Here is a 13,428-nt window from a genome sequence, read left to right as displayed (position 1 = left end):
TGAGTACTATATTTATATAAAGGCAAGTGAAGAATTAAAGCTTAATGTATCTCATGTTTTATCAAGGTGTGGAATATTTGCACCTCTTGTGCGTGATATAAATAATGATACTTCAATAAAGTTAAACATTATACCTGTTGCAATGTATCAACGTAAGAGGCGGCTTGACGGTGAGGGAAATATATGGACTAAGCTGCTTGATAAAATTCCTAATGACCCTGTAATTTTACCTTCAATAAGTAATGACAAAGAGGCTGGTATTGATGATATGACAAAGGATGAAGAAGATGATTCCTATTATTATACCGTTGAAGATGCTATCAAGAATGGTGTCGACAGGAAAAAGAAAGAGGAAGAAGATGAGAAAATGGATGTTATGTTTCAATACCCCGTTGTCAGAAATTTAACAGGTAGAGGGTACATCGAATATAGCGATAGAGAATTTCGAGAAAAAAAAGGTAATCGTTATCCTGTGACAGGTGTGTTTGCTGTAGAAAAGCGACCGTTCGGTTTTGGTTTATCTTCTGATAGCCCATTATCACTATCTGCATTACCTCATAAATCAATCAACATTGATAGCAAAAATAAACTGTGCATTAAATTTTACACAGATGAAATTCCAGACCCCTCAAAGATTTACAACTTTAGAAATAAACTTTTTATCTGCGAAAAGGTTGAGTTAGAGATAGACGCAAATGGAATTTCTAAACAAAAGACGGGATATTTCTATGAGTTTCTTTAAGCCTTATGCCTGATTTGTGTGTTAATTGTGTGTAGTGCCCACTTCTGCAACTTGCTGATTTTCAGTAAGTGTGCAGTTGTGGGTCTTGTGTGTATTTATAGCTATCTATAAGTTGCCTGCAAAGTGCTTCGTCTGCTCGTTCACAACGTTATCTCTTTTTAGATATTTGTTTGTCACTGCAATATCGCTGTGCCGGGCCTGGTCTCGTGCTACGACAATGCCTTCTGCATTTGCAAGGTCACGTATTCCGCTATCTTTCAGGCTGTAGAATTGATAGCTTGCTGGAAAATTCAAGGTCTTGCGCACCTTACCCCATTCTAATCGAAATTGATTGATATTGATTTGTCGCTCTCCTGGTATAATGTCATGTCCGAATACATAACAGTGTGACGGATAGCTAAAGATGTTTTGCTTGATCATGATTTTTAGCACAGCATCATTTAACGCTACATATTGCCCTTTGCGATTTTTCGATACCTTTGCATCTATATATACAGTTTGATTTGTAATATCGATGTCACCGATAGTGATATGTCGCAACTCATCAGGGCGTATAAAGGTGTAATATTCCATCATGCAAGCAAGATAGAAAGGCGGATTTTCGCGCGATATGTATGCTTTTAATTTTGAAAGTGCTGCAGGTGTCAGTGCATCGCGGAACTTCTCTTGTTCCTTTATCATGTGAATTTGTTCAATAGGGTTAAATTCAAGATACTTACGACTCACCAACCATGTTCCAAATGTCGATAACCAGGTGCGATAATTATTACGTGTCTTCGCTGACACGTCTTTATCGAACAGCAGATAATCAAGAAAATCGATTGCAAAAGCAGTGTTGAACTCATTAACAACCTGTATCTCTCTGCCGTTTTCGTGCATGTATATCTTCAGCTGATTTAATCGACTTAGATAGTCGCGTTGTGTCTTTACTTTCAAAGTGCCTTTGCTTGCTTCAATGTTTATGCAATTCTCATAACGCTCAAGAACGGTTTTAAAATCAGTATAATAGCGAGGGTTATAAGTTGTAACAAAAGGGTTCCAGCCTGCTTTCAGGCGCTTCATGATATTATGTATCATTTCTGCAGCCATGTCCTCGCGCTCATGGGCACTTTTATAACGATTTAACATGTACTTTTTTCGCTGCATCTTATTAGTTGCTGGGTTAAAAACGGTGAAATCTACATACCAATCTTTACCCTTGTGCAGGCGAGGGTAGGTGAAATCTACAATACTATCGAAGAAGCGAGTTGATGTTGAATTTTCAAAATACATTTTTTTACATTGTTTGCTTTCACAACCAATGCAGTTTATATTTTGTACTAAATTTGTCCCTTGTTTTTTGAACTAAATCACCCGAAAGGTCTGTATGAGCGCTTTCGGGTGAGGGGAAGTTGCGGAGGCAAGACTCGAACATGCGACCTCCAGGTTATGAGCCTGGCGAGCTACCAACTGCTCCACTCCGCGATATTAACCAATTAAAATCATTCGGATTGAAAGACTTTAGAAGTCTGTTTTCCTGAATGCGAGTGCAAAGGTAATGCTTTTTGTGGTATAAACCAAATTTTTCGATGATTATTTTTGAATTTCATCGTTTTTTATTAAACTTGATGGGTTTCTGAAATAAATAGTTTACTTTTGCGCATACGATTTATAATGTGCAATATAAACCCTGAAAAGATTTAGTATGTCAATATCAAAGACCAGACAAAAATTAGTAGATGTAGCCCGACAGTTATTTGCTAAACATGGAATTGCGAATACAACGATGAATGATATTGCCGTTGCTTCGGGGAAAGGACGCCGTACATTATACACCTATTTCAATCGAAAGGAAGATGTTTATTCAGCAGTTATTGAATCAGAGTTAGAACGATTGTCTGATAAACTGGATGAAGTCGCTTGCATGAAGATGCGCCCTCAAGACAAGATTATTGAGCTTATCTACACCCATCTGAGTCTAATTCGCGAGACAGTAGTGAGGAATGGTAACCTCAGAGCAGAGTTTTTCCGAAACATTTGGATGGTAGAGAAGGTGCGAAAGAACTTTGATGAAGACGAAATCGAACTCTTTCGCAAGGTGTATGCAGAGGGAAAAGCCGATGGTGAGTTTGATATTGACGACGTAGATCTTGTTGCTGACATCACACATTATTGTATTAAAGGCTTGGAAGTGCCTTTTATTTATGGCCGATTAGGGCACGGATTAACCGAAGAAACAAGTAAACCATTGGTTGCAAAGGTGGTATATGGCGCATTGGGAAAGTCAATGAATAAATAGAATACATTTATTAAGTTATACTTCTAAATATTAAGAAAATGGGATTATTAATAGGAAAGACAGCTCTTGTCACTGGAGCTGCACGTGGAATTGGTAAAGCTATTGCTCTAAAATTTGCTTCAGAAGGAGCAAATATCGCGTTTACTGACCTTGTCATTGACGAAGAGCATGGTGGTTTGGCTACCGAACGAGAGATTGCTGCCCTTGGTGTTAAGGCCAAAGGATATGCAAGTAATGCCGCCGATTTCACTCAGTCTGAAGAGGTTGTGAATTTAGTTAAGGAAGAGTTTGGTTCAGTTGATATTCTTGTTAACAACGCAGGTATCACTAAAGACGGCCTTATGCTTCGCATGACAGAGTTACAATGGGACGCTGTTATTAACGTAAACCTCAAGAGTGCGTTTAATTTCATTCATGCATGTGTGCCAGTGATGATGCGTCAGCGTGGCGGTTCTATCATTAATATGGCTTCAGTTGTTGGTGTACATGGTAATGCTGGTCAGGCAAACTATGCTGCTTCAAAGGCTGGAATGATTGCCCTTGCCAAGAGTGTAGGTCAAGAGATGGGGCCAAAGGGCATTCGTGCCAATGCCATTGCACCGGGTTTCATTGACACTGCCATGACACAGGCATTGCCAGAGAATATCCGTAAGGAATGGATTAGCAAGATTCCACTTCGCCGTGGCGGTACAGTTGAAGACATAGCTAATACAGCTCTCTTCTTGGCTTCTGACCTTTCAAGTTATGTTTGTGGTCAGGTAATCCAGGTAGATGGTGGTATGAACATGTAAAAATATACTTAATGACCCCTCCATTTCGGAGGGGCTTTTTTATCATCTTATGCAAGTTGTTTACGAAGATAACCATTTAATCGTCGTTTATAAAGCCAGTGGAGAGATTGTTCAGGGCGATAAAACGGGAGATGAACCCCTTTCTGACACTGTGAAACGCTATCTAAAAGAGAAGTATCAGAAGCCCGGCAATGTGTTCCTTGGTGTGGTTCATCGGCTCGATCGACCGGTTTCAGGACTTGTTGTGTTTGCAAAGACCTCGAAAGCACTAACGCGTTTAAACAAAATGTTTCGTGAAGGCGAGGTGCATAAGACCTATTGGGCACTGACCAAAAACAACCCTTCGCAACCTGAAGCAACACTAACCAACTGGTTGGTAAGAAACGAAAAGCAGAACAAAAGTTATGTTTATGACCATGAAGTGCCCCGTTCTAAAAAAGCAATCCTTAGTTATCGTGTCATAGGTCGGTCTGAACATTACAGTCTTTTGGAGGTAAACCTCATGACAGGACGCCATCATCAGATTAGAAGTCAACTTGCTGCTATGGGTTGTCCGATAAAAGGTGATCTCAAATATGGGGCACAACGCAGTAATCCTGATGGCAGTATCTCGCTGCTTTCGCGTCATGTGGAGTTTGTTCACCCCGTGTCTAAAACGCTGATTTCATTAGATTCGCCCCTTCCTGACGATGCTTTGTGGCATAGTTTTGAATAAAAACCTTAGGCGAGATATTTGAAATCGCGTTGCAGAAAACAAAGAGAAAATCCCCTTTGTCGGCTTTGTTTGTTTATGATTGGCTGATTTCAAAAGTGTGGTATCTTCGACATTAACGACAGATAAAATTTGTGTTTCTGAATAATTCTCATGTTGTGATGATTCATCCCTAATTACACCGCTGTTTCAACACTAAGAAAGGGGAAAATGATTTGGGGCAAATGGTCTTGCCATTAGACTTGTTTTATCTGATAAAATGACGCAAATCTTTGTGTGAAATGCACCATTTGTTTTTGTTGTCTTACTCGAATAGTTTTTGAGTAAAGCCATTTTGAAAGATTATCACTACTAAGTCTTGACTTGTTTCAGCTTGTTTTTTCGTCTGCTTTCCATCAGAAGTAAAGTACTTTCTAACGCCTTGATGTTGAGGTTTATTTTATTTTGTATCTCGATTTTTTGTGGATGAAATCATACTTTTATTGATATTCTAACGCTTATTTGTAGATTTAGTCTTGCACATTTGCATATCTCATGAATTTGTTTTATTTTCGCAGTAGAAATATTACACTACCATTGCACGAGAAACTACGTGTATGACGAAGAAGATTAAGTGGGCCATAGCTATTGTGGCCACCCCATTCATACTCTTTGCCCTATTGGCTTTGCTGTTTTACTTCCCTCCTTTTCAGAATTGGGCAGTACAACATGTGGCGTCGTATGCCTCAAAGAAGATGAAAATGGAAATCTCTGTTGATCGTGTTAAGCTTGAATTTCCTTTGAACTTGGGCATAGAAGGTGTAAAGGCTATACGCCAAAACGACTCTCTTCCGCAAGTAAAAGATACGATTGCTGACGTTCATAAGATTGTGGCAGATGTTCAGTTGCTTCCGCTTTTGCATGAAAAGGTCGAAATAAATGAACTCGCTGTGAACGACATGAAGGTCAATACGTCTAACTTTATCCATGAAGCGAGGGTCAAAGGTCACGTGGGGCGACTTGAAGTTAAGGCGCATGGTATTGACTTAGCTGCCGAAAAACTCAGGGTCAATGGTGTTCATCTACGCGATGCGCAGCTTGATATTGCACTCAGTGATACCGTGAAAAAGGATACTGCAAAGACTGAAAACTTCTGGAAAATTAATGTTGATAAGCTTCAAATTCAGCGTTCGGCAGTGACTGTTCACATGCCAGGAGACACGCTGAAAGTACAGGTTTACATGGGTAAAACCTATGCAGAAAAGGGCTATTTCGATTTGTTCAAGGGGCTCTATCAAGTCAATACGTTCGATTGGGAGAAGGGAATTCTGCGCTATGATAATAATTTTAAGCCTCATGTTAAGGGCTTAGACTATAATCATATCGCGTTGTCTGATGTGACGATGCGCGTCGATTCTTTACGCTATATGGGTTCGGATTTGTCGTTGTTACTTCGTAAATGTGCATTCAAGGAACAGAGTGGACTCGCCGTTAGCGCTTTACAAGGTAAGGTTTCGATGGACTCTTTGCAGTTGAGACTTCCTGATTTATATTTCAAAACGCCATCTTCGGAGTTGCAGGCAAAGGTGAAACTCGATTTGAATGCCTTTGATGTGCATCCTGGAGTGTTTGAACTTCAAATGCAAGGTGCCTTTGGTAAGGCCGACTTAATGCCGTTTATGTCAGCTCTTCCACGTGAGATGCGTCTGCGTTGGCCTAATCGCAGACTCGCAATTCGCGGAAATGTACATGGCAATCTGCAACATATCCAATTAAAGAATGTGGCTATATCACTGCCCAATGTGTTGCATTTGCGCGGAAAAGGAACGCTTTGGAATCTCACAACGCCAAAGCAATTGCGTGGCGATATGGTGCTCCATGCAAAAACAGGACGCTTAGATATGGTTACAGCGATGCTCAGTCGGAGTGTCAGACAGACTGTAAATATCCCCAATAACATGGGGATTGACGGGCGTTTTAGATTCACAATGCAGCGCTATGAAGGACGTTTTGTGGTACAACAAGGTCAAGGCAGTGTAAAAGTTGATGGGCGTTTTGATGCTCAACGCATGGCTTATCAAGCAAAACTTCAGGCACGTCGTTTCCCTATTCAGCACTTTGTGCCTCGTATGAACTTATCGGCTTTCACTGGAAATATTAATGTTCGTGGCGTGGGAACAGACATAAAGTCTCCTCGAACACATATTACGGCGAAGGCACAAATACAGAATTTCCGTTACGATAAATATCTTCTTGATCATATAGCGGCTGATGCCACCATCTCACATGGGGTAGCCAAGGCAGTTATTCATAGTAGAAACCCTTTACTTAAGGGTGATATTGAGTTAGAAGCACTATTGAATCGGCGTGCTTTGAAGGGGAATGTGTCTTGCAATCTCTCTCATGCTGACCTCTATGGACTACACATGATGGATACGCCTTTTGCCGGTTCATTGAAAGCACGCCTTGATTTCGCATCAGATTTTAAGTATACTCATCGTTTGACAGGCTTCATAGGAAATCTTGTTATCGATGATAAAAATAAGGTGTATCATGCTGGTGACATTACTCTTGATGTTGCTACACGTCGTGATTCCACCCATGCTGTGGTTAATTGTGGTGATTTTCAGCTACATTTGGAGGGGCATGGATATTATGATCGATTGCTTTCGGAGAGTCAACACTTTATGAAAGAGTTACAACGTCAGTTGAAAAACCGCAAGATTAATCAGGTGATGTTGCGCAAGCGGTTGCCCAATGCGCGCTTATTCCTAAGAAGTGGCAAAGACAACTTCTTTGTTCACATGCTTAATCGCTATGGATATCAGTTTGCAAGAGCCAATGTTGACATGTACTCTTCACCCATTTTAGGACTCAATGGCAATCTACAGGTAGATTCACTCATTGCAGATAGCATGCAGTTGGATACCGTTAAGTTCCGCATTCGGTCTGATAATGATGAGTTTAATTACCAAGCTCAGGTCATCAATAACAAGAAAAACCCGCAGTATGTGTTTCATGCTGTGGCTGATGGACGCTTGAATGAGCGTGGCTCTTACCTGAGAACAAAGCTATATGACGCTGATAATAAGCTTGGAGTAGATGTTGCTTTGCTGGCGGAATTAGAGCATCGAAGCATCCGTTTCAGTGTGGCTGATGCACATCCTATTTTGGGTTATAAGAACTTTACTGTCAATGACAGCAACTATGTGCTTCTCAGTGATGATCGAAGAGTGTCGGCAAACGTTGAGTTAAGGTCCACTGATGGCATGGGTTTGAAGGTTTATACGAATGATGGGAACTTAGATGCCTTGCAGGATGTAACGATTTCATTGCACCAATTCCAACTCCATGATATTCTTTCTGTGGTTCCTTATATGCCCAATATATCAGGAATACTTGATGGCGACTATCACTTGATTCAGACAAAAGACGAACTTTCGGTTTCATCGGATATGACAATACATCGTCTTATCTATGAGAATTGTCCGATGGGAGATATTGGAACCGAGTTTGTTTATATGCCAAAGCATGATGGCTCGCACGTCGTTGATGGTTTGTTGACACAGAATGGTCATGAGATTGCACTTATTAATGGTAGTTATCGGTCGGGAGGTAAAGGAAATATTGATGCAAAGATTACGCTTGAGCGTACGCCTTTAAGCCTTGTCAATGGTTTTATTCCACAACAACTTATAGGTTTTAAGGGAACGGCAGAGGGGAGTTTGTCACTAAAAGGTACATTAAAGAACCCCAATGTCAATGGAGAAGTTTATCTTGATTCTGCTTATTTAGTGAGCGTTCCCTATGGCATTGAGATGCGTTTCGACAATGACCCAGTGACAATCTCTAATAGTAAGTTGCTCTTTGAGAACTTCCAGATGTACTCACATAACAATAGTCCATTGATTATGTCGGGTTTCTTTGACTTCTCAAACCTTGATAGAATGAACATGAATGTACGCATGCAAGCGCTTAACTTCTTACTTATTGATGCAGAAGAAAGTGCTCGTTCAGAGGCATTTGGTAAGGCTTTTGTTAACTTCTTTGCACAAATGAGTGGTCCGATTGATAACCTTTCGATGCGTGGAAAGCTTGATGTGCTTGGGTCGACTGACATGACTTATATCCTCAGAGACTCTCCTCTTACGACAGATAATCAATTGGATGAGCTTGTGAAATTTACTGATTTCAAAGATGCGAAGGCGCTTGTTGTGACACGACCTCCTTTGACAGGTTTCAACATGGACCTCACAATGAACATTAGTAGTAGTGCACATATCCTTTGTGCACTAAATAGTGACAAGTCAAACTATGTTGATTTGATGGGTGGTGGAGACCTACGCATGCAATATAATACGGTAGATAATCTCCGATTGACAGGGCGTTATACGCTCAGTAACGGTGAAATGAAGTACTCCTTACCAGTGATTCCGCAAAAGACCTTTACGATTCAAGATGGTAGTTACATAGAATTTAACGGCGATCCGATGAATCCTAAGCTCAACATTACTGCGACAGAGAAGAATAAAGCGACTGTATCTTCAAATGGAAGTGCAGGGCGTAGTGTTGAGTTTGATTGCGGAGTGAAGATTAGTAAGACACTCAATGACATGGGACTTGAGTTTATTATTGATGCGCCTGAAGACATGGAAGTCGAAAACCAGCTGAATACGATGGGGAAAGAAGCACGTGGAAAGGTTGCTGTTACAATGTTAACAACCGGTATGTACTTAACCGATGGGAACACAAATGCCTTTTCTATGAACTCCGCGCTAAGTGCTTTCCTACAAAGTCAGATAAATGGCATCGCAGGAAATGCCCTCCGTACGCTTGACTTAAGCTTCGGAGTAGATAATACAATGGACGGAAGTGGCAACCAACATACCGACTATTCGTTTAAGTTTGCTAAGCGTTTATGGAACAACCGATTAAGAATCATTGTCGGCGGAAAGCTTTCGACAGGACAAGATGCTTTGAATCAGAATGAAACTTTCTTCAGTAATGTCTCTTTAGAGTATCGATTGAATGATGCAGCTTCTAAATATCTGCGCGTGTTCTACGACAGAGATAGCTATGATTGGCTTGATGGTGACATGGGACAATATGGAGCTGGTTTTATTTGGAGACGCAAAGTGCTCCACTTCCGAGACCTCTTCAGATTCAAAGAGGCTAAGACCGAGCTGCCCATAATACCCAAAAAGTCGCCTGTAGAGACTCAAACTAAACCTGAAAGTGATGAAAAGAATTAACCTATTATATCTTGTTTGTGTTGCAAGTTTGCTGATTTTATCAGCTTGTTCAACGACAAAGAAGGTTCCCGATGGTGATCAGTTGTACGTTGGATTGACGAAGATTAAGTTTGAAAACGATACAGTTAACGACCACTTCTATACCACTCGAGACGAAATAGAGGCTGCTTTGGCCTGTGCTCCAAACGGTGCTTTGTTCGGTAGTTCCTATTATCGTACGCCGTTCCCTTATGCACTTTGGGTTTGGAATGCATTCTCAGATGCAACTAATCCCATAGGAAAGTGGATTGCAAAATCATTTGGAAAAGCCCCTGTTTTGATGAGTTGGGTTAACCCGGAACTACGTGCTTCGGTCGCTGAATCAGTATTAAAGTCGCACGGATATTTCCATGGTAACGTCACGTTTCAAGCCATAACACAACGCAATCCCAAGAAAGCCAAGTTGGGATATGTCGTTGATATGGGACATCTTTTCACGTTAGATAGTATCTCTTATGACAATTTTCCCGCTTCAGCTGATAGTCTGTTGAGGGCCAACATGGCTGATGCCAAGATTAAAAGAGGTACTCCCTTCGAAGTATCTGCCCTTGATGCAGAACGCAAACGCGTGAGCAATCTTTTCCGAAATAATGGTTATTACTACTATCAACCAGACTATGCTTCATACCTTGCAGATACACTTCTCGTGCCGGGTAAGGTGCAGTTGAAGTTCCAGTTGGCAGATTCCATGCCTTCACGTGCCTTACATAAGTGGTACATTGGCAACATTGATATGCGTCTTCAACGGCAGTTCTTCGACTCATTGAATAATGCTATCCAAACACATAAGGTTACAGTGCACTTTAAAGGGAAGCGTACGCCGATACGCCCCAGCGTGATTCTCCGTGACTTAAAGCTTAGACCAAACGAACTTTTCAGTTATGATAAGTATATAGAATCGTCAAACAAGATTACGGGGAATGGGCTTTTTAGTATGGTTGATTTCCAGTTTACACCACGAGATTCATCTGAACATTGTGATACGCTTGACTTAAAGTTGAATTGTTTGTTTGATAAGCCTTATGATTTCTATGTAGAAACCAACTACACGGGACGCACAAGTGGGCGCATGGGGCCGGGAATCGTGATTGGATTCACCAAGCGTAATGCTTTCAAAGGAGGCGAAAAGCTTGATATTAACCTAAAAGGCTCTTATGAATGGCAAACTGGTCATTCTGCAAGTGGTAAGTCGGATAATAATCATTCCTATGAATATGGTGGCGATGTTTCTTTGGAATTCCCAGTTATGTTAATGCCTTTCTTGACACGACATCACTTTTATAGTTCACCAACTACTTTGGTTAAGGCTTCTACAAGCGTAATAAACCGTGCAGGATTCTTTAAGCGTCACATCGCATCGGGTGAGCTTTCATACACCTTCCAAACGTCGGAAACTTCAATGCATCAGTTCGCTCCATTAATCTTGGAGTATGAATATATGTCGTCACATTCATCAAAATTTGATGCACTTCTTAATACAATACCTTATTTAAAGATGTCGATGAAAGATCAGTTCATCCCCAAAATGCGTTACAGCTACATCTATTCAAGTCCAAAGAACTATCGAAACCCAATATGGTGGCAAACAACTGTCAGTGAGGCGGCTAATATCTTATCACTCGGTTACGTTATAGGAGGATTCAAATGGGGTAAGCACGACAAGAAGATGTTTAAGAATCCGTATGCTCAATATTTTAAGATTGAAACTGAATTCCGTAAGATTTGGCAGATGGGACGTAAGAATCAACTCGTTGGTCACATTGATCTTGGCTGTATATGGGCTTATGGAAACTCAACCGTTGCACCCTGGAGTGAACAGTTTTATATAGGAGGAGCCAATAGCATTAGAGCCTTTACACTGCGCAGTATAGGTCCAGGAGCCTACTATCCTACAGCCTCAACGTCTTCATATCTCGACCAAACGGGCGATGTAAAGTTCTTGGCTAATCTCGAATATCGACCGAGATTGTTTGGCAATCTCTATGGCGCAATCTTCCTTGATGCAGGTAATGTATGGACGCTTCATGACAGATCAGATCATCCTGGCGGTCAGCTTAAGTTGAAAAATCTGCCACAACAGATGGCTTTAGGAACAGGAGTCGGCCTGCGTTATAACTTAGATTTCTTTGTCATTCGTGTTGATTGGGGCATTGGTTTACACCTGCCTTATAAGTCAGGTTTCTATAATTTACCGAACTTTGGCAGCAGTCATAGCCTGCATTTTGCTATTGGAATGCCATTCTAAGGAGTGATTTCACAGAATAAAAGTCATGCTTTTCTGCGCTGTTTCGTGATTAATTTGTACTTTTGTAGACGTCAACAGACTCCTTTTAAGGGGGAGGATGTTGGATAATGATAATTGAGTTATCCTTACGACACATTTAATAAATCATTTAAAACATAAAGAAATGAAACCAACTTTGTTACTTTTGGCCGCCGGAATGGGTAGCCGTTATGGAGGTCTTAAACAGCTTGATGGCTTAGGACCCAATGGAGAAACTATTATGGATTATTCCATATATGACGCTATTCAGGCTGGATTTGGCAAGATAGTCTTCGTGATTCGTAAAGACTTTGAGGCCGAATTTAAGGAGAAAATCCTATCTAAGTATGAGGGACATATCCCCGCAGAACTTGTTTTTCAGAGTTTAGATGCACTCCCAGAAGGCTTTAATGTTCCTGAAGGTCGTGAGAAACCATGGGGTACTAACCATGCCGTGTTGATGGCAAAAGATGTGATTAAGGAGCCTTTCTGCGTCATAAACTGTGATGATTTCTATAATCGTGACTGCTTCATGGCTATCGGGAAGTTCCTCAGCGAATTGCCTGAAGACAGCAAAAATCGTTACGCAATGGTAGGTTTTCGCGTAGGAAACACGTTGAGTGATAACGGCACTGTAGCCCGTGGAATCTGTTCAAAGGATGCCGAAGACAACTTAACTACGGTCGTAGAACGAACCGAAATAGAACGTAGAAACGGCGAAGTTCAGTACAAAGATGAGCAAGGTCAGTGGGTAACCGTAGCCGATAACACTCCTGTTTCCATGAATGTTTGGGGCTTCACTCCTGACTATTTCGATTATAGTGAGGCTTATTTCAAGGAGTTCCTTGCCAATCCTAAGAACATGACAAACCTGAAATCAGAGTTCTTTATTCCATTGATGGTGAACAAACTCATTGGTGATAAAACGGCTACGGTTAAGGTTCTTGACACTACGAGCAAGTGGTTTGGCGTAACTTATGCTGCAGACCGCCAGGGTGTTGTAGACAGAATTCAAAAGCTAATCGATGAAGGCGTTTATCCGAACAAGTTGTTTTAAGTGATTATCTGCATCATGCTCCAGCATATTTTACATGCAAATGAAGCATGATTCGGAGTAAAACAACCAATTTAATGATATCCATTTATGCGCATTTCCTCATAGAGGAGTGCGCATTTTTTATATTTCTTTTCAGATTATTTTGCTGTTTCCAAACTTTGTTATACCTTTGTCGCCGTGAAACAATTAGCAATATCATATCAAGGCAATGACAGCATGCAAGGAAATTTGAATTTCTTTGCAACTTTTTGCACCAATAATTTGGTAGTTCCAAATAATTTGCTACTCTCTCTCTCTCTCTCTCTCTCTCTCTCT

The 13,428-nt window shown here is 40.9% G+C and carries 7 protein-coding genes, 1 tRNA gene and 1 pseudogene; 7 read left to right on the top strand and 2 right to left on the bottom strand.

All coding sequences use genetic code 11. The features are described 5' to 3' along the window. Positions 1-742: pseudogene (locus tag HMPREF9420_RS04170) on the top strand (hypothetical protein); the annotation flags it as partial. A 105-nt stretch (positions 743-847) separates the two neighbouring features. Here the strand turns inward: HMPREF9420_RS04170 and HMPREF9420_RS04165 are convergent. Together HMPREF9420_RS04165 and HMPREF9420_RS04160 are read right to left on the bottom strand one after the other, a co-directional pair. Continuing rightward, positions 848-2,014 (bottom strand): tyrosine-type recombinase/integrase, encoded by a 1,167-nt coding sequence (locus HMPREF9420_RS04165; protein WP_007134204.1) that lies wholly within the window; start codon positions 2,012-2,014, stop codon positions 848-850. 119 nt (positions 2,015-2,133) lie between these two features. Beyond that, positions 2,134-2,206 (bottom strand) — tRNA-Met (locus HMPREF9420_RS04160). A gap of 220 nt (positions 2,207-2,426) precedes the next feature. Here HMPREF9420_RS04160 and HMPREF9420_RS04155 point away from each other — a divergent pair. The 6 genes from HMPREF9420_RS04155 (at position 2,427) to HMPREF9420_RS04130 (ending at position 13,113) form a co-directional block, all read left to right on the top strand. Beyond that, the gene (locus HMPREF9420_RS04155; RefSeq protein ID WP_007134203.1) at positions 2,427-3,020 is read left to right on the top strand and encodes a TetR/AcrR family transcriptional regulator; all 594 of its coding nucleotides are present in this window, start codon (positions 2,427-2,429) and stop codon (positions 3,018-3,020) included. 38 nt (positions 3,021-3,058) lie between these two features. Continuing rightward, positions 3,059-3,811, top strand: coding sequence for a 3-oxoacyl-[acyl-carrier-protein] reductase (gene fabG, locus HMPREF9420_RS04150; protein WP_007134202.1), 753 nt, complete (start codon positions 3,059-3,061; stop codon positions 3,809-3,811). A 49-nt stretch (positions 3,812-3,860) separates the two neighbouring features. Further along, positions 3,861-4,526 (top strand): RluA family pseudouridine synthase, encoded by a 666-nt coding sequence (locus HMPREF9420_RS04145; protein WP_007134201.1) that lies wholly within the window; start codon positions 3,861-3,863, stop codon positions 4,524-4,526. A 593-nt stretch (positions 4,527-5,119) separates the two neighbouring features. Then, complete coding sequence (locus HMPREF9420_RS04140; RefSeq protein WP_007134199.1) at positions 5,120-9,754, top strand: translocation/assembly module TamB domain-containing protein; 4,635 nt, start codon at positions 5,120-5,122, stop codon at positions 9,752-9,754. After that, on the top strand, positions 9,741-12,038 hold the full coding sequence (gene tamL, locus HMPREF9420_RS04135; protein ID WP_007134198.1) for a translocation and assembly module lipoprotein TamL: 2,298 nt from the start codon (positions 9,741-9,743) through the stop codon (positions 12,036-12,038). Before HMPREF9420_RS04140 ends, tamL begins: the two co-directional genes overlap by 14 nt. Before the next feature lie 163 nt (positions 12,039-12,201). Beyond that, positions 12,202-13,113, top strand: coding sequence for a sugar phosphate nucleotidyltransferase (locus HMPREF9420_RS04130; protein ID WP_007134197.1), 912 nt, complete (start codon positions 12,202-12,204; stop codon positions 13,111-13,113). Positions 13,114-13,428: the final 315 nt, after the last annotated feature.

This window comes from Segatella salivae DSM 15606 (assembly GCF_000185845.1).
Lineage (GTDB): Bacteria > Bacteroidota > Bacteroidia > Bacteroidales > Bacteroidaceae > Prevotella > Prevotella salivae.
This window is presented reverse-complemented; position numbering and strand designations above follow the sequence as displayed.

Excerpts from the sequence above, each read along its gene's own strand:
- HMPREF9420_RS04165 (WP_007134204.1), bottom strand. The coding sequence starts at position 2,014 with ATGTATTTTGAAAATTCAACATCAACTCGCTTCTTCGATAGTATTGTA.
- HMPREF9420_RS04155 (WP_007134203.1), top strand. The coding sequence starts at position 2,427 with ATGTCAATATCAAAGACCAGACAAAAATTAGTAGATGTAGCCCGACAG.
- fabG (WP_007134202.1), top strand. The coding sequence starts at position 3,059 with ATGGGATTATTAATAGGAAAGACAGCTCTTGTCACTGGAGCTGCACGT.
- HMPREF9420_RS04145 (WP_007134201.1), top strand. The coding sequence starts at position 3,861 with ATGCAAGTTGTTTACGAAGATAACCATTTAATCGTCGTTTATAAAGCC.
- HMPREF9420_RS04140 (WP_007134199.1), top strand. The coding sequence starts at position 5,120 with ATGACGAAGAAGATTAAGTGGGCCATAGCTATTGTGGCCACCCCATTC.
- tamL (WP_007134198.1), top strand. The coding sequence starts at position 9,741 with ATGAAAAGAATTAACCTATTATATCTTGTTTGTGTTGCAAGTTTGCTG.
- HMPREF9420_RS04130 (WP_007134197.1), top strand. The coding sequence starts at position 12,202 with ATGAAACCAACTTTGTTACTTTTGGCCGCCGGAATGGGTAGCCGTTAT.